General features: G+C 33.6%; 16 protein-coding genes. 5 read left to right on the plus strand and 11 right to left on the minus strand.

Going from position 1 to position 17,208, the window contains the following annotated elements; genetic code table 11:
• Positions 1–286 precede the first annotated feature (286 nt).
• Positions 287–2,317: a carboxy terminal-processing peptidase gene (locus BUC29_RS04945; RefSeq protein ID WP_073413939.1), complete on the minus strand. Its 2,031-nt coding sequence runs from the start codon at positions 2,315–2,317 to the stop codon at positions 287–289.
• Between the two features lie 205 nt (positions 2,318–2,522).
• Entirely contained in the window at positions 2,523–3,605 is a 1,083-nt protein-coding gene (gene gcvT / locus BUC29_RS04950) for a glycine cleavage system aminomethyltransferase GcvT (protein ID WP_073413941.1), read from the minus strand.
• 341 nt (positions 3,606–3,946) lie between these two features.
• On the opposite strand from gcvT, the gene BUC29_RS04955 reads away from it, so the two are divergent.
• The 3 genes from BUC29_RS04955 to BUC29_RS04965 all read left to right on the plus strand — a co-directional run bounded on the left by BUC29_RS04955 (position 3,947) and on the right by BUC29_RS04965 (position 6,142).
• Complete coding sequence (locus tag BUC29_RS04955) at positions 3,947–4,795, plus strand: NAD(P)H-hydrate dehydratase (RefSeq protein WP_073413955.1); 849 nt, start codon at positions 3,947–3,949, stop codon at positions 4,793–4,795.
• Positions 4,796–4,989: 194 nt separating this feature from the next.
• Positions 4,990–5,769 (plus strand): HipA family kinase, encoded by a 780-nt coding sequence (locus BUC29_RS04960; protein WP_073413958.1) that lies wholly within the window; start codon positions 4,990–4,992, stop codon positions 5,767–5,769.
• Positions 5,759–6,142, plus strand: coding sequence for a DUF3037 domain-containing protein (locus BUC29_RS04965; protein WP_073413960.1), 384 nt, complete (start codon positions 5,759–5,761; stop codon positions 6,140–6,142). Before BUC29_RS04960 ends, BUC29_RS04965 begins: the two co-directional genes overlap by 11 nt.
• A 148-nt stretch (positions 6,143–6,290) precedes the next feature.
• Here BUC29_RS04965 and BUC29_RS04970 read toward each other — a convergent pair whose 3' ends face one another.
• Both BUC29_RS04970 and BUC29_RS04975 read right to left on the minus strand, forming a co-directional pair.
• Positions 6,291–6,839 (minus strand): HutD family protein, encoded by a 549-nt coding sequence (locus tag BUC29_RS04970; RefSeq protein WP_073413962.1) that lies wholly within the window; start codon positions 6,837–6,839, stop codon positions 6,291–6,293.
• Positions 6,840–7,082: 243 nt separating this feature from the next.
• Positions 7,083–7,589 (minus strand): GNAT family N-acetyltransferase, encoded by a 507-nt coding sequence (locus BUC29_RS04975; RefSeq protein ID WP_073413964.1) that lies wholly within the window; start codon positions 7,587–7,589, stop codon positions 7,083–7,085.
• Positions 7,590–7,857: 268 nt separating this feature from the next.
• On the opposite strand from BUC29_RS04975, the gene BUC29_RS04985 reads away from it, so the two are divergent.
• Complete coding sequence (locus tag BUC29_RS04985) at positions 7,858–8,628, plus strand: response regulator (RefSeq protein WP_073413968.1); 771 nt, start codon at positions 7,858–7,860, stop codon at positions 8,626–8,628.
• Between the two features lie 158 nt (positions 8,629–8,786).
• On the opposite strand, the gene BUC29_RS04990 is transcribed toward BUC29_RS04985, so the two are convergent.
• Complete coding sequence (locus tag BUC29_RS04990) at positions 8,787–9,092, minus strand: hypothetical protein (RefSeq protein WP_073413971.1); 306 nt, start codon at positions 9,090–9,092, stop codon at positions 8,787–8,789.
• 163 nt (positions 9,093–9,255) lie between these two features.
• Between BUC29_RS04990 and BUC29_RS04995 the strand changes: the two genes are divergently transcribed.
• Positions 9,256–9,639, plus strand: coding sequence for a helix-turn-helix domain-containing protein (locus tag BUC29_RS04995; protein WP_073413974.1), 384 nt, complete (start codon positions 9,256–9,258; stop codon positions 9,637–9,639).
• Positions 9,640–9,801: 162 nt separating this feature from the next.
• Here BUC29_RS04995 and BUC29_RS05000 read toward each other — a convergent pair whose 3' ends face one another.
• The 6 genes from BUC29_RS05000 to thrA form a co-directional block, all read right to left on the minus strand.
• Positions 9,802–10,647 carry a hypothetical protein gene (locus BUC29_RS05000; protein ID WP_073413976.1) on the minus strand — a complete coding sequence of 282 codons (846 nt, stop codon included), beginning with the start codon at positions 10,645–10,647 and terminating at the stop codon, positions 9,802–9,804.
• A 3-nt stretch (positions 10,648–10,650) separates the two neighbouring features.
• A complete protein-coding gene (locus BUC29_RS05005) occupies positions 10,651–11,355 on the minus strand; it encodes a hypothetical protein (protein WP_073413978.1) in 705 nt (234 codons plus the stop codon).
• Positions 11,356–11,445: 90 nt separating this feature from the next.
• On the minus strand, positions 11,446–11,649 hold the full coding sequence (locus BUC29_RS05010) for a hypothetical protein (protein ID WP_073413980.1): 204 nt from the start codon (positions 11,647–11,649) through the stop codon (positions 11,446–11,448).
• Positions 11,650–11,828: 179 nt separating this feature from the next.
• Positions 11,829–13,118 (minus strand): threonine synthase, encoded by a 1,290-nt coding sequence (thrC, locus tag BUC29_RS05015; protein ID WP_073413983.1) that lies wholly within the window; start codon positions 13,116–13,118, stop codon positions 11,829–11,831.
• 103 nt (positions 13,119–13,221) lie between these two features.
• Positions 13,222–14,142: a homoserine kinase gene (locus tag BUC29_RS05020; protein ID WP_073413985.1), complete on the minus strand. Its 921-nt coding sequence runs from the start codon at positions 14,140–14,142 to the stop codon at positions 13,222–13,224.
• 155 nt (positions 14,143–14,297) lie between these two features.
• The gene (thrA, locus tag BUC29_RS05025) at positions 14,298–16,745 is read right to left on the minus strand and encodes a bifunctional aspartate kinase/homoserine dehydrogenase I (protein ID WP_073413987.1); all 2,448 of its coding nucleotides are present in this window, start codon (positions 16,743–16,745) and stop codon (positions 14,298–14,300) included.
• Positions 16,746–17,208: the final 463 nt, after the last annotated feature.

Below are 17,208 nucleotides of genomic sequence, written 5' to 3' on the forward strand. Positions count from 1 at the left end.
AAAGGTTATTCCTTATTTATCCAAAATCAAAATGGCTCTTTTTTATTTCAAGTTTAAGGTTTCAAGTTTCAAGTTGAATGTCTTGTGCTGAATTTAAGAATAACAGCACTTTTTATTTTAACCGCAAAGTCCGCGAAGATTTTACCAAAGCACACAAAGAAATTTTTAAGTAAAGATTTATAAAATAAAAAAACGCACAAAGCTAAATGAATAAAGCTTTGCGAACTTTGCGATTACAAAGATAATTTAGATAAAAAACTTTGCGGTTAAACCTGAAATAAAAAAATTATTTCGAAGTATAAAAGTCATTAATAATATTAACCGCTTCGTTGAGATATGGATTTGTTTTTAAATTATCCATTTGATATTGATTAATCGTTTTGTCGTTTGGATAAGCGCCTAATAATAATTGGTTTACCGAAGAATTGTAAACATCAAGCGGATTATTTTCGTCGTTAAAAGTATTGATTTCCGTCCACAAAGAGTTTACGATTTTTTTCTGTTTAAAAACAGCGTCCAGAGTCATCGGAATTTCTGCTTTTGGAGTATTTACAAGCTGATCAATTTTTTGGTTAATCTTTTTAATATCATTAAAATAATAATTGTCTGCCAATCGTAAAATGCTGTTTTTGGAGAGTTTATCAATTAGACTGCGTTTTACATAAGGCTTGTATTTTAAAAAAGATTCAATACTGTCGTTTTTCATTGCAGTCGGAAAATCACTTTCTTTTTGATAAACATCTTCATAGAATTCAGGTAAAACTACATCAGGCGTAACACCAATATATTGATGGCTTTTTCCGGTAACTCTGTAAAATTTATTAATAGTAATTTTTAAGAAATCAGTATTTTTATTTTCGTCAAGCGAAAGAATAGTCTGCATGGTTGCTTTTCCAAGAGTACTGCTTCCTAATAAAAGTGCACGATTATAATCCTGCATAATCGAAGAGAAAAATTCACTTGCCGAAGCCGTGTTGCTATTAACCAAAATCACAATAGGGCCTCTGTAAATCATTCCACGGTATGGGTCATTTATAACCGATTTTTCTTTAGTATGATCTACAACAATTGAAATAGGTCCGTAATCAACAAACATTCCGGCGAGTTTTATAGCTTCTTCCATAGAGCCGCCGCCATTGTCAATTAAATCGATTACCAAACCTTTAATATTATCTCTTTCCAATTTAATAACTTCACGTGCAACATCGTCGGCGCAGCCTTTTCGGCTATTTCCATCTAAGTCGGCGTAGAAACTCGGAATTTTAATATATCCAATTTTACTTTCTCTGCCAATAATAAAACTGAAAACCGAATTTTCTTCGTCTTTCATGACTTGTTTTTCAATGTAAACGTCGAAGTTTTTACCAGAGTTTCTTTTTAGCGTAAGCGTTAAACTTTTATTGGCTTCGGATAAAATCATAGTCGAAATAGATTCTAGCGAAGCACAGGAAACCTGAAGTGTTTCTTTATGATTGGAAACTGAAATAATCTGATCGCCTTTTTTTATCTGTCCGGTTTGATAGGCTGGGCCATTGGGATCAATTTCATGAACGATGATCTCATTTTTCTCATTAAGATTAACCGTCATTCCCAATGATAAATGCTCTTTAGACAACGAAGCTACAAAACTAGATTTAGAATCATCGCTAAAATAGGCTGTATGCGGATCAAAATAAGTACAAAAGAAATTATACAAATTTTCGTCCTGTTTGGTTTTGGTTTCCAAAAGCGTACTGAAACGGCATATTTCATTAGACAAAATCAATTGCTTTGATTTTGCTTCGATTGAACTAAAATTAGCTTTAATAGAATCCAGATTATCGCTGGTTTCGGCAATATCATCCAAAATCTGATAACGAAGTTTTTTTCGCCAGACTTTCTCCAGATCTTCATTTTTTAAATAAAAAGGAAATGATTTCTTATAGAAACGAATCGTATCTTTTTTAGTATAATCAAAAGCTGTTGACTGAATTTTTTCAAGAACATGCTTAGTTCTAATTAACGCATTTATATATTTTGCTGTAATATCAGTCAAAAAACTGCAGTCATTTTCGAGAATTAAATCGTCTAGATTTAAGCGATATTTTGCGGCCATTTCGTCATATTCGCTTTTAAAAAAGATGTTTCTGGAAGGATCCAATTCGTTAATCAAATTATCAAAAACATATACAGAAAGGCTGTCATCAACAGGTTTTGGTCTTAAATGTTCGGTCTGGATAACAGCATTAATTTTGTTGAGTATTTCGCATGTTTCAGCGCTATTTTGACCAAATAGTAAAGTAGTAAACAGTAAAAATAAAGGCAAAATTTTGTTCATTGGTGAAATCTCAACATTTATATTAAAGTTACGGTAATTTTTTGAAAATGGTTTATATTTTTTGTAAAAAATCTTACATATAAGTAAGAAAAAATACCATGGATTTAAAAGTTTTTAAAGGATTAATCCATAAATGTTTTAATCTGTACAAAAAAAAATGCATTACTATTATAGTAATGCATTTTTGGAATATGGATATTTTTTATTATTTCTTGTAAAAAGGCAATTTTACCACTTTGGCAGGAACATCATTTTTTCTGATTCTAATGAAAATATCGCTGTCAACAGCGCTGTTTGAAGTCGTAACATATCCTAAACCAATTCCTTTGTTCATAGAAGGAGACATAGTTCCAGACGTTACAATTCCGATAACTTCTCCCGAAGCATCAACAATTTCGTAGTCGTGTCTTGGCACTGCACGTTCCTGCATTTCAAAAGCAACTAATTTTCTCGTAACACCAGCTTCTTTTTGTTTTTTAAGAGCCTCAGAATTAGTGAAATCTTTAGTGAATTTCGTAATCCATCCCAAACCGGCTTCAAGTGGAGAAGTAGTATCGTTAATATCATTTCCATAAAGGCAGAATCCCATTTCAAGACGTAAAGTATCGCGGGCAGCAAGTCCAATTGGTTTAATTCCGAAAGATGCGCCAGCTTCAAAAACTTTATTCCAAATTTGTTCAACCTCATTATTTTTGCAGTAAATTTCAAATCCTCCAGAACCAGTATAGCCTGTGGCAGAAATAATTACGTTTTCGATTCCTGCAAAATCTCCCACTTCAAAATGGTAATATGTTATCGCAGACAAATCAACCGAAGTCAAAGACTGCATAGCCTCAACCGCTTTTGGACCCTGAATTGCCAAAAGAGAATAATCATCAGAAAGATTTCTCATTTCAACACCCAAATCATTGTGAGATGAAATCCAGTTCCAGTCTTTTTCAATATTCGAAGCATTTACAACCAGTAAATACTGCTCTTCTTTCATTTTATAAATAATCAAATCATCAACAATCCCGCCTTCATTATTAGGAAGACAAGAATATTGCGCTCTTCCAATTGTCAAGGTCGAAGCATCATTTGAAGTCACTTTTTGAATCAAAGCCAATGCATTTGGGCCAGTCAGCAAGAATTCACCCATATGCGAAACGTCAAAAACGCCCACACCATTACGAACCGTTTCGTGTTCAGCATTAACTCCTTCGTATGTAATAGGCATGTTATAACCTGCAAAAGGCAGCATTTTCGCTCCCAAACCCTCATGTATGTGCGTAAGCGCAGTATTTTTCATTGTGTTGTTTTATAAAATTGTTTTGCAAATCTATTCAAAAAATATCTAATTTGAATGTCTTAAATTATAAATTTCGCAATAATTAGGAGCTATTTCCTGCTATCCGCTATATCTTTTTGTTTTTAAAGAAAAAACAAAAAGGATGCCGCTTCTATCAGGGCTAGGGCTGACCGTTCTAAAGAGATATTTGTGTTTTCAATTTTTTTGTAACTTTAGTGCAAAATCATGCTTTTTCAAGTTTAGCTATGTTTTATTTTAAACAAGTGAAACGCCTTTATACGCGAAATAAAACTATGATTCAATGTGTTTAAAAATTAAACGCAACAACTAAAAGAAGCCAGATGAAGTCTCCGTATTTAATCACAAAAGAAGAAATTTTAAAGATTTACAAACCCGTAAATCCAAAAGCGCATAAAGGAACACAAGGTCATGCCGTGATTATTGCCGGAAGTTACGGAAAAGTTGGTGCAGCAGTTCTAGCCTCAAAATCATGTTTAAAATCCGGCTGCGGACTTGTAACAACTTTTACACCAAAATGCGGTTATCAAATACTTCAAATATCAATTCCCGAAGTGATGGTCGCTACAGATGAAAATACAAATTTTATTACCAATATACATTTACCTTTAATTCCGCAGGCAATCGGAATTGGGCCAGGATTAGGAAAAGAACTAGGAACGCAAAAAGCGTTATTTGAATTTTTAAGAATAAACAAAGCCCCTTTAGTACTTGATGCAGATGCTTTAAACATTATTTCAGAAAATTTATCATGGTTAGAATTAGTTCCCGAAGACACCATTCTCACACCTCATCCTAAAGAATTAGAACGTTTAATAGGCAAATGGAATTCTGAATCAGAAAAATTTCAAAAAACAATTGCATTTTCAGAAAAGTATAAAGTGATCGTCATTATGAAAGGTGCACCAACATTCATTATAAACCGAACTTCAGTTTACGAAAACATAACCGGAAATGCTGCACTCGCAACCGCCGGAAGCGGCGATGTTTTAACCGGAATCCTGACAAGTCTTCTAGCACAAGGTTACGAACCCAAATACGCTTCAAAACTAGGAGTCTATCTTCATGGATTAACTGCTGATATTGCTTTACCCAAAACAGGTTACGAATCTTTTACGGCTTCTACGATTATTAAGTATTTAGGAAAAGCTTTTTTGAGCTTAAAGGCTTAACCGTAAAGAGCGCAAAGGTTTCGCAAGGTTCGCAAAGTTTTTTTAATCTCGCAAAGACGCGAAGTCGCAAAGAATATAAAAACTTTGCGACTTCGCGTCTTTGCGAGCAAAAATTCTCCATGATGTAAAACAATACTCGCGTTCTTTGCGTAAACCTTTGCGCTCTTTGCGGTTAAAATCATTAAGTTTGTAATATGAAAAATTTCGACTTAAGAACAGTAAATGTCATGCGTTACATAACGCCACTGCGCGAAGGCGGTTCTTTACCCGCGCTCGCAGAAGCCGATGACGATTTTAAATACGTATTAAAATTCAGAGGCGCCGGACACGGCGTAAAAGCCCTAATTGCCGAATTAGTTGGCGGACAAATTGCAAAAGCTTTAAAACTACAATTACCGGAATTAGTATTCGCAAACCTTGACGAAGCCTTTGGAAGAACTGAAGCCGATGAAGAAATTCAGGATTTACTGCAAGGAAGTCAGGGATTAAATTTGGCACTTCATTTTTTATCTGGCGCTATTACTTTTGATCCTGCGGTAACAACTGTTGATGCAAAATTAGCTTCTCAGATTGTTTGGCTGGATGCTTATATAACCAATGTTGACCGAACTTTCAAAAATACAAATATGCTGATCTGGCATAAAGAATTATGGCTGATTGATCACGGAGCGTGCTTGTATTTTCATCACTCATGGAATAACTGGGAACAGCATGCCAAAAGTCCTTTTGCATTGATTAAGGATCACGTTTTATTGCCACAAGCTTCACTTTTAAAACAAGTAGATGCTGAATTTAAAGCGATTCTAACACCGGAAATTTTAGAAGAAATTGTTAATACAATTCCGCTGGACTGGCTGCAATGGGAAGACGCAGACGAAACTCCTGAAGGATTGCGAAACGTTTATTTGCAGTTTTTAAAAACAAGATTAGAGAATTCAGAAATATTTGTAAATCAGGCTCAAAATGCAAGATAACCACTTATACGAATATGCTGTGATTCGTGTTGTGCCAAGGGTAGAGCGCGAAGAATTCCTGAATATCGGAATCATTTTGTTTTGCAAAAAAGCCAAATTTATAAAGGTTCTTTTTCATCTGAATAAAGAAAAAATCCAGGCACTTTCTGCGGATTTTGATATTGAACAATTAGAATGCAATTTAACTTCATTAGTGAAAATTGCAAACGGAGCCAAAGACGGCGGTCCAATTGCAGAATTTGAGATTCCGGAGCGTTTTCGTTGGTTAACCGCGATTAGGAGTTCTGCAATACAAACGTCGAGACCTCATCCGGGTTTGTGTCAGGATTTAGATAAAACTATTCAACGCTTATTTGCAGAACTTGTTCTTTAAACCATATAAGGTATAAGATAATTTAAGGTTTGACTTAAAAAGAATCTCGCAATCCCGGGATTGCGAGATAAAAAAAACTTAGCGAATCTCTGCGCATTCTTTGTGAATCTTTGCGGTAAACTTTCACCAGTAATTTAAGTAGAAGCAATTAAAAATCCAATAATCCGGCTAGGCATTCATTAGAAAAATGAAGACTAATATTTTCCTTTTTTTGATTTTCAATTACTAATAAATCATAAGGATTTAGATCGTATGGTTTCTCATTAATTTTAATCACGGTTGATTCTAAAGAAAATAAAATTATTATTTGAGCATTGTAATTTTGCTTACTATTTGTAATTTCCAGTTTATGATGGGATATTTTTTCAGAAACCATCCAATTAAAATCAATACCTTTTGTATAAGAAGTTACTTCATCATCAGAATTAAATTCCATGATTTCATATTTCTCATATACCTTTTTTTCTTTGTTCACCTCAACATTTAAATGGTTATCAAGCATAACCAAATATCGGTGATAGCCTTTAAATTTAGTAAACTCTGAAGGCGTTTGTTCTATTGTAGCACTGCTTATTCTAAACCCAAAATCTCTATCTGCATAATTTGCTGTTTTGGGAAAGATCATATATTCGTATGTCAATCCGCCGCTCCAAATAGAGGCTTTACTACTTTTTTTAGGTAAAAGTTGTATGTCCATTTATTAAATATTTCAATGACTTTATTCTCATTTTTTTGTCCTCCTGAGCGAAGTCGAAGGATCATAAGCAGCTCGACAAAGAAACTAAACTTTGCTGAATAGCTTGGCAATCCTTCGACTTCGCTCAGGAAGACAAACCGTATAAGTTTTATCAAAAAACTTTGCGCCTTTGCTCCCGATAGCTATCGGGATTGCGAGATTAAAAAAACTTCGTGTCTTAGCGCCTTTGTGGCAAAAAAAAACTTAAATACTTTTCTCCAAATAAATAAACTCCAAAGGCACTTCAGAAACCGTAACATGAATACCGCTCTCAGGAAAAGCTTCACGTTTTCCGGTATCTACATAACCATGACGTTTGTACCAAGCTACAAGCTCTTCACGAACCGAAATAACCGTCATAATAATGCTCGACAAACCCAAAGATTTAGCATGATCTTCGGCTGCTGCTAAAAGCTTTTTCCCGATTCCACTGTTTTGAAGTTCTGGCGAAACGGTAAGCATTCCTAAATACAATTGATGTCCTTTTTCTACCAATAAAACCGAACCGATGATTTTGTCATTTTCTGTAAATTTCAGAATTGTATTTTTTGGATCAAGAAAAATTTCGGTCATTTCTTGTTCGTCGGTTCTTTTTCCTTCTAGTAAATGGGCTTCGGTTGTCCAGCCTTTTTTAGACGTTTCTCCTCTGTATGCTGAGTTTATTAAGATGGTTAATGCCGGAATATCTTCGATTGTTGCTTTTGTAATCATTGTAATACTATGCTGTAATTTTTAAGTTTTGAATTGAAATTTTGCTTTAGCAAAAGACAAAATTGAATTGCCTCCAGCTTTAGCTGGAGGAGCAAAGTTATGTTAGAAAATGGCTTTAGCCAAAATTTTGTAGTTTTTTGGCTAAAGCCGAATAGAGTTCAAAATATAAACCTCCAGCTAAAGCAGGAGGCAATTGATTTTTTGATTTATGTAAGTAAATATTTAAATAAAATTCTAGAAATTTGTATGAAACACAAAATCAATAAGTATGAGCAGAATACACTTGTTTGAATTTGAAGATCAACAATGGCTTCCGGAGTTTATTAGAAATTACATGACCGATTTTCTGCAGTTTCTTTCTAATAAAACTGCGATGTATAGAGGAATTGTTCCGGTTATTGAAAAAGCTTTAAAAGAAAGCCAAACCAACCAAATTATAGATTTGGCTTCGGGTGGAGGAGGCGGACTGATTTGGCTCAACGCCGAATTACGAAAAAACAATCCCGATTTAAAAATTCTGCTGACGGATTATTATCCCAATATTCCTGCGTTTGAACATACTCAAAAACAAGCCGATAATTTCGATTTTGTAAAAACTTCCGTCGATGCCAGAAATGTTCCTGAAAACTTAAAAGGACTTCGAACGCAATTTTTATCCTTTCATCATTTTAAACCAAAAGATGCTCAGCAGATTTTGCAGAATGCAATTGATACCAATAGTTCGATTGCTATTTTTGAAGGGCAGGAGAGAAGTGTTCCAAGTATTGTGGCGATGCTACTTTCGCCGATTTCTGTTTTACTGACAACACCTTTTATTCGCCCGTTTAAAATTGGCAGAATCATTTTTACGTATCTCATTCCAATTGTGCCCATTTTGGTTTTGTGGGATGGCGTAGTTTCGTCTTTAAGAACGTATTCTGTAGAAGAAATGAACGAATTGATTTCTAAATTAAATAATAAAGATAATTTTAATTGGGAAGTTGGAAAAGTAAAATCTGGACCTGCGAAGATTTTGTATTTGTTAGGGACGAAGAAATAAAGCTGCATAAATTAGAACTCGGATAAAACAGATTCGTTATCACGAAGACGCGGATTTACACGGATTAAATTTAAAAAAAACTTATAATCCGCGCTATCGGAACAACTTTTATTAATAGCGGTGTTCCGTGATCGATCTTACAAAATTGTCTGCTAGTGTTAGTCATGAAGCACTTTATACAACTCATCCAACAATTCCATTTCATCAGAAGGCAAAAGTTGTATCGCGATTTCAAGAAGAAGCATAACATCAATGGCAGTTTGAGATTCTTCCTGTTGAAGCGTGTTAATACTTGTTCTTAATAGCGAAATAATGGTTTGCATTAATTCGTTGTAACACGATATGGTCATTTTGGTTTTAAAAGAGTTTCTGTTCTTTTTACTGGGTTTTAATTGTGTAAAATAGTTAACTCTGGCTGCAAAATCTAAAAAATCGGTTAGTGATAATTTACTTGGTTCTGTCATAGTTTATAGTTTTAATTGATGTAAAAATCTTAGTTTTGTGTAATTAGCGGCAAGTAAGCCAGAGATTTTGAGTTACAAAAATATTTACATTTGTATATCACAAATGGACTTAGTTTTTTACAAAAATCTATTTTTCCTTAAGAATTTTAAATATCTTTGATTCATGAGCACAGCAGTAAAACCAAAACATATCGGCAGAAATATTAGCCGAATTAGAGAACTAAAAGGCATGAAGCAGGAAGCTTTGGCAATGGCAATTGGCGTAACGCAACAAACGGTTTCGAATATTGAAGCAAGCGAAAATGTTGAGGACGAAAAATTGAACCAAATTGCAAACGTTCTTGGAGTTTCTGTTGAAGCCATTAAAAACTTTTCGGAAGAAGCGGTTTTTAATATTATTGGAAATACTTTTCAAGATCAAAGTGCAGTTTACAATTGCAATTGTACTTTTAATCCTTTAGATAAAGTTGTAGAACTTTACGAACGTTTGGTGCAAGCTGAAAAAGATAAAGTGGAGTATTTGGAGAAATTATTGAATGGGAAATAATTGTTTTTAAGATATATTAAATTGAGAAGAGACCTTTGTTGAGGTCTCTTTTTTTGTTCTATTGCTAGCGCGAGCGTCCCGCTCGTGCCCGTTTTAATTGGTTTTTGAATTTCTTTGTGTTCACGAGCGGGACGCTCGCGCTAGCGGGGAAATATTCAAAAACTAAATTATTGCATCAAGTTTCTTTTGAATGTCAGTTATATTATTTACATCAAAATCTATCAATTTTTCTCGAAGAGTATTTGCTTTAATCAAATTAAATTTTGCTTTATAAAAGATTTGTTGTTTAAGTTTTTTTTGGACTTTTAGATCGGAATTCATAATTGGCAGTCTTAGGAATAATTGTTCATAAGTATTATAAAGAGCAAGAAAGTAAAATAAAGGAATGCTTAATGTTGAAAGTAAAGCTGGTAAAATCAGTGAATTCATATTGTGAACTGAAAAGAAATTATGATAATCTTGGAAAGATTTATAGAAAGATAATATAAAATAAGTTAATCCTATTATTAAAATAATATTTGATAGAAATTTTGTTGTTATTTCATTTTTACTATCTAATTCAGAAAATGATTTTAATAAACTTATTAATAAAAGAAAGGGAAAAATCAAAAACTCAATCCAAAAATTGAAAGTATATAAATTTGCTACAAACTCAAGAAATAAAGTTAGTTTAAAGGTTTCATTTAAAATTTCTAAAAAGAAATTATTGTTATATGCTTTGTCTATTTTAAAGAAAGTAACGATTGCGAAGGTAATAAACCATAATATTGAATCTTTTAAAAGAGTAAAATCCCATAAACCAAAAAACTTTAAAAGGGATAAAATACTGATGGAGTATAATATCATAATTAAATAAGCAATTGAAAGTTTCGAAGCGAAAAAAGCTCGAATCAATCTTGTAAGCGAATCACCGAATTTAACTTTTATAAGTATAAAAATTATAATAATTATTGTCCAAATTATTAAAGCAAGTTCTCTAGTTGAAAATATTTCTTGTAATTTTTCCATAATTTAAGATGTAAAACTATTGTTTGAAATCCAATTAACCATATTTTTATAAAAGTTAGAAATCACTGTTCTATGATCGTCTTCAAAAATAGTTCTATCTAGTACTTTTACTTCTTTGGTATGATTAATTAAACGGACAATAATTTTAAACAATAAAGGATCTACTTTTTCAAGTTTTTTTAAATCTGAAGAGTAATCAAAATCTGCATTAGGATCACATAAAATGCTTATTAATCTCCCTATATATGCATCTATAGCATTGAGATTGATTTTTTTTCCTATTTTATAATACTTATTAAATATCATAATTTCTTCATCAGTACATTTATATTGATCATAATCGATTATAAACTTCTTTCGATCAAATCCTAGTTCTAAATAAATTGGGAGCATTTTTATATGATCTAGAGAATTTCCAATGTGTTCGATTAATTGGGGTGAAAGATTTTCTGAAAGTATTTTGCTTTGCGGTAAAGTTAGTTTAAGAGAACTTGAAAAATACAAATCTTTAATCCCCATGTAGACATGAAGCATTTCGTGAGTGAACGAGTCTTTACAGAGATTATTTTTGTTTATAAAAAATGTAGCAGAATTATTAATGCTATAAACACTATATTCATTATTTGTAGTTTCTTCAATTTCTACAATATAGTTTTGATTTATTTCATTCCATAAATTTTGATTTCTAAAATCTAAAAGCTCTTCCATTTTTTCATTTTTTATAATTTATTCTCTGCTTTGAGAAGTTTCCAATTTCGTATACCGATCGTAATGATTCGTATAGTTAGTTGTTGATTTTTAATTTAGTGCAAGTTCTATCATATCCACAATTTCCTCACAAGTAGAAGAAGTCTGTATCGCACTGGTATTATCTCCTCCAACTATACGAATTATTGAATTAGCTGTTAATCTTTTATCAGCTGGAGCAAATTTGATAATTTGATTGACATTAATGTAATGTTCTTTATCTTGAACGTCAAATACTTTGATAAATCCTTTCATAATTAATTAGTTTATAAGTTTCTCAAATTTACAAATTGTTATGATTAATAACACTTTTTTTTATAAACATGTTTCGGTTGATAACTAATGTTGCTGTTTTCAAAACGAGCTATTTATTCAAAAAAAAAAACGACTGAAATTATTTTCAGTCGTTTTGTATATGGTAATTGCAAAAGATTTTATCCCAAAAAACTCTTCAACTCCTCATAAGTTCCAATCTTCACACTAACTTTCACCTCATTAATAACACTCTCAATTTGAGCAGGAATAGGAAGTGTAATTCCCAGAGCAGGTTCAACAACATCTAAGAATTTAATAGGATGCGCCGTTTCTAAGAAAATACCAATTGCATTTGGGTGTTTCTCTAGTTCTTTTTTCAAACCTAAATAACCAACAGCGCCGTGCGGTTCTGCGATATAACCGTCTGTGTTATAAATTTTCTTTAGAGCTTCAAGAGTTTCTTCATCGGTATAACTATAAGAAGAAAAGTCTTTTTCGAAAGCTTTTAAATCATTGTTGTACAATTCCTGAATTCTAATAAAGTTACTTGGGTTTCCAACGTCCATTGCGTTAGAGATTGTTGCTTTTGAAGGTTTTGGGTCGTATTTTCCGTTTTCTAAGAATCTTGGCACGGTGTCGTTTACGTTTGTAGATGCCACAAAATGCTCAATTGGCAAACCTAATTTCTTTGCCATAATTCCGGCGCAGATATTCCCGAAGTTTCCGCTTGGGCAAGAGAAAACTAAAGGTTTGTTTTGGCTTTTCAAGGCTTTGTAAGCAAAGAAGAAATAAAACATTTGCGGTAACCAGCGCGCAATATTAATAGAATTTGCCGAAGTCAGGTTTTTATGCGTTAAAGTTTCATCTAAAAACGCTTTTTTTACCATATCCTGACAATCGTCAAAAACGCCGTCAACTTCAAGGGCTTTAATATTTTGTCCTAAAGTAGTCAATTGTTTTTCCTGAATATCGCTCACTTTTCCAGACGGATATAAAATGACAACATCAACGCCGTCAACGCCTAAAAATCCGCTCGCAACCGCTCCGCCTGTATCTCCGGAAGTTGCTACTAAAACAGTGTTTTTAGAATCTTTTTTGTCTTTATTGAAATATCCCAAGCAACGCGACATAAAACGCGCTCCAACGTCTTTAAAAGCCATTGTCGGTCCGTGAAATAATTCTAACGAATAGATTCCGTTTTCGACTTTTATAACAGGAAAATCAAAAACTAAAGTTTCGGCAATGATTTCTTTTAATTTATCTCCAGGTATTTCATCGCCAACAAATTGTTTGATTGCTTCAAAAGCGATTTCTTCGTGGCTTAAACTTTCGATTTTATCAAAAAATGATGGATCAAGCGGTGTTATACTTTCTGGGAAATATAATCCTTTGTCAGTTGCTAATCCTTGTATAACTGCTTCCTGAAAAGAAACTTTTGGGGCATTATGGTTTAAACTGTAATATTTCATTTTGTGTTTTTATTTTAAACCATATAAGTGATATAAGTTAATATAAATTCATGCGCTTTTTAATTAAATGAACTTATATCACTTATATGGTTAGTAATATTGCTTAGAGAATTCTTACGCCATCAGGATTAATCTTCGAAACGTGAATTTCATACGGTAAATTCATTTTTTCGTAAACGTCACTCATGGCTTTTGCGATTTGGTCGGCGGTTTCTTTTCCTCGGCTTAAAGCAAAAATCGACGGACCAGAACCTGAAATTCCAGAACCTAAAGCGCCGTTTTCATATGCCGTTTGTTTGATTAAATCAAATCCTGGAATTAAAACGCTTCGAACTGGTTCAACGATTTCGTCGTGAAGTGATCTTCCTATCAAATCATAATCTTTGGTGTAAAGACCTGCAACCAATCCGCCTACGTTACCCCATTGCGTGATAGCGCTTTTTAGCGAAACGTTTTGTTTTAAAACCGAACGAGCGTCAGATGTTTTTAACTCGATCTGTGGGTGAACAACCGTTGCGTATAATTCCTCAGGGCTGTCAATTCTGATAATATCCAAAGGCGAATAACTTCTTACCAAAGTAAAAGCGCCTAAAAGGGCAGGAGCAACGTTGTCGGCATGCGCGTTTCCGCTGGCTAATTTCTCGCCTTGCATAGCAAACTGAACCAAATCTTTACGGGAATAAGGTCTTCCTAATAATTCATTAATTCCGAAAACTGCTCCGGCAGAACTTGCAGCACTGCTTCCGATTCCGCTTCCGGCTTTTATGTTTTTATAAATTTCGATTTCAAATCCGAAATCCAATTCGTCTAAAGTTTCCAACATCGCCAAAGCCGCAACTCCAGAAACGTTTTTCTCGGTTTCCAAAGGCAAATCGGCACCGACAATTTTAGTGATTCGAACTCCTTTTTGATCGACTTTTCGAACAATCATTTCATCGCCCGCATTGTCTAAGCAAAGTCCCAATACGTCAAATCCGCATGAGAGGTTGGCGATAGTTGCCGGGCAAAAAAGTTTAATTTCCATTTCTTTTAAAGGTTCTGAGTTGCTAAGATGCTAAGGTTCTAAGTTTTTCTTTGCAACTGTTTATTTTTTAGATTCTAAGGTTTTGAGATTCTAAGAGGCTAAGATTAGTTTTGAAAAAAAACTCAGAACCTTAGCATCTTAGAACCTTAGCACCTTTAAATATTTCCTATACGAATAACGTCAGCAAAAATTCCTGATGCTGTTACTGCAGCTCCAGCACCGGCTCCTTTGATCAATAAAGGCTGATCTACGTAACGATCTGTGTAGAAAAGCACGATATTGTCTTTTCCTTCTAAATTATAGAAAGGATGATCTTTTGGGATGAATTGCAGACCTACGCTTGCTTTTCCGTTTTCGAATTGCGCAACGTATTTCAATCTTGAATCTTTGGCTAAAGCTTCTTTGTAAATGTTCTCAAAATGAGAAGCATGTTTGATTAACGATGCAAAGAAATCGTCGTTGTTTGTTGTTGCTAAACATTCTGCAGGCAAAAACGATTCGTTTGCGATGGCATCGATGTCCATTTCGTAACCGCTTTCGCGAATTAAAATCAGGATTTTACGAGCAACGTCAATTCCGCTTAAGTCGATTTTTGGATCTGGTTCTGTGAAACCTTGAACTCCCGCTTCTTTCACCACGTCGTGGAAAGAATTATTTTCATCAAAATTGTTGAAAATAAAGTTCAAACTTCCAGATAAAACCGCCTGAATTTTATGCACTTTATCTCCAGATGCAATAAGGTTTTTTACTGTATCAATAATTGGCAATCCCGCACCAACATTCGTTTCAAACAAGAAAGGAGCGTTGTATTGACGCGATAGATTTTTTAATTTTTTATAATTGTCATAAGCAGATGAACAGGCAATTTTATTGCAAGTTACAACGGCAATACTTTCTTTTAAGAATCTTTCGTAAGCTTCAGAAACTGTCGCATTTGCAGTAATATCTACAAAAATGCTATTACGTAAATTCAGATCTTCTGCACGTTTGATGAATCCTTCGATACTTGCTGGTTCACCTTCGCTTAAAGCGGCATCCCAATTTTTTAAAGAAATTCCGTCTTCGTCAAAAATCATTTTTCTTGAGTTTGATAAAGCAATTACACGAACATTAATCTTTAAAACATCTTTTAAGAATTTCTTCTGATTGTGAATCTGTTCGATGAATTTTTCTCCCACATTTCCAACTCCCATTACAAATAAGTTCAGCTGTTTTGTGTTTTCTTCAAAGAAATTTTCGTGTAAAGTATTCAGCGCTTTTTTAACGTCTCTTTCGTTAATTACAGTCGAAATATTTCTTTCAGAAGCACCTTGTGCAATGGCACGAATGTTTACGTTGTTTTTTCCTAAAGTACTGAACATTCTTCCGCTTAGACCCTGGTGATTTTTCATGTTTTCACCAACTAGAGCAATAATGCAAAGGTCTTTTTCTACATAACAAGGATCGATTTTGTTTTGCGAAATTTCGATTTCAAAAGCTCTGTTAATTGCAGCTTCGGCATTCTCAGCATCCGAATTCAAGATTCCGATACAAATTGAATGCTCAGAAGAAGCCTGAGTAATAAAAATTACGTTTATTTTTTCCTGAGACAATACTTCAAACAAACGTCTTGACGAACCTGCAACTCCAATCATTCCCGGACCTTCAAGAGTTAAAAGTGAAATATTATCGATATGGCTGATTCCTTTTACAACTGTATCTTTTGATAAAACTGTGTCAGAAATCAAAGTTCCTTCGGCTTCTGGTTCAAAAGTATTTTTGATTAAAATTGGAATATTTTTTCTTAAAACAGGCTGAATTGTTGGCGGGTACAAAACTTTAGCACCAAAATGCGATAATTCCATTGCTTCCTGATAGGAAATATTCGCAATTGGCTGTGCTTGTTTTACAATTTTTGGGTTTGCCGTAAACATTCCATTTACGTCAGTCCAGATTTCAAGTTGCTCCGCATCGATAGCTCCGGCGATAATGGCCGCAGTATAGTCAGATCCGCCGCGTCCTAAAGTCGAAGTGATTCCGTCTAAAGTCTGTGCGATGAATCCGGGAAGAATATTGATTTTTGATTCATTCGAAGCAAAATATTCCTGAATCAATTTATTTGAAATATCGAAGTTAACAGCCGCTTTTCCGAAATCAGCATTGGTTTTAATTAACTCGCGACTGTCTTTGTAAACCGCATCTTTTTCAGTTTGCTGAAAAGCCTGCGCGATAATATATGAAGAAAGTAATTCTCCAAAACTTAAAATAGTATCGGCAGTTCTTGGAGATAATTCTCCTAAAAGAAAACAGCCGTCTAATAAAGTTTCTAAATGATTAATGATTCTTTTTACATGACTTAACAAACTGCTTTGTTCGCTTACCGGAATCAATTCTTTAAGTGTGTCAAGATGTTTTTTCTCGATTTCGGCAACGATATCTCTAAAGCCTTCATCGTTTGCTGCTGCTTTTGCCGCTGCTAATTGCAATAAATCTGTTACTTTACTAAGTGCAGAAACTACAACTACTACTTTATCCTGCTTGGCTTTTTGGTTAACAATTTCGAGAACGAGTTTTATATTTTGAGCATTGGCAACCGAAGTTCCGCCAAATTTTAATACTTTCATTTTTGTGATATTTTTTAATAAGGTGCAAAGATTTTGAGTAACTAAGGTTCAAAGGTTTATTAACTGTGAACTGAAACTGAAAACTGCGACTTTTTTTTCTTTGTAAATGTTTTTTATGTATCCATTACCTTTCTTCTTTTACGAAAAAAGTACAGACAAACCGGATTATATGTAAAAATGTATACCCCTAAGGGGTAGTAGTTGTTGTAGTAGAAATTGTGGTAACAGCAATTGCAACTCCTGTTTGAGTTGTAATAATTGTAGATTGATATTTTATGCTGTTACTTTTCATTTTTGATTTTTCAAAAGTACAGATTTTTATAAAAGTTAAAAACTCAAAAAGCCTTTTTACGAATATTTTAATAATTCAAATCCTTACATTTCAATATTGAGTATTTGTTAAAATTAAATCTATTAAGTTGCTGTTTTGATATATTTCAGCGGGTTTAAAATTGAATTTTGC

The sequence above is a fragment of the Flavobacterium defluvii genome (genome assembly GCF_900129555.1).
GTDB classification, from domain to species: domain Bacteria; phylum Bacteroidota; class Bacteroidia; order Flavobacteriales; family Flavobacteriaceae; genus Flavobacterium; species Flavobacterium defluvii.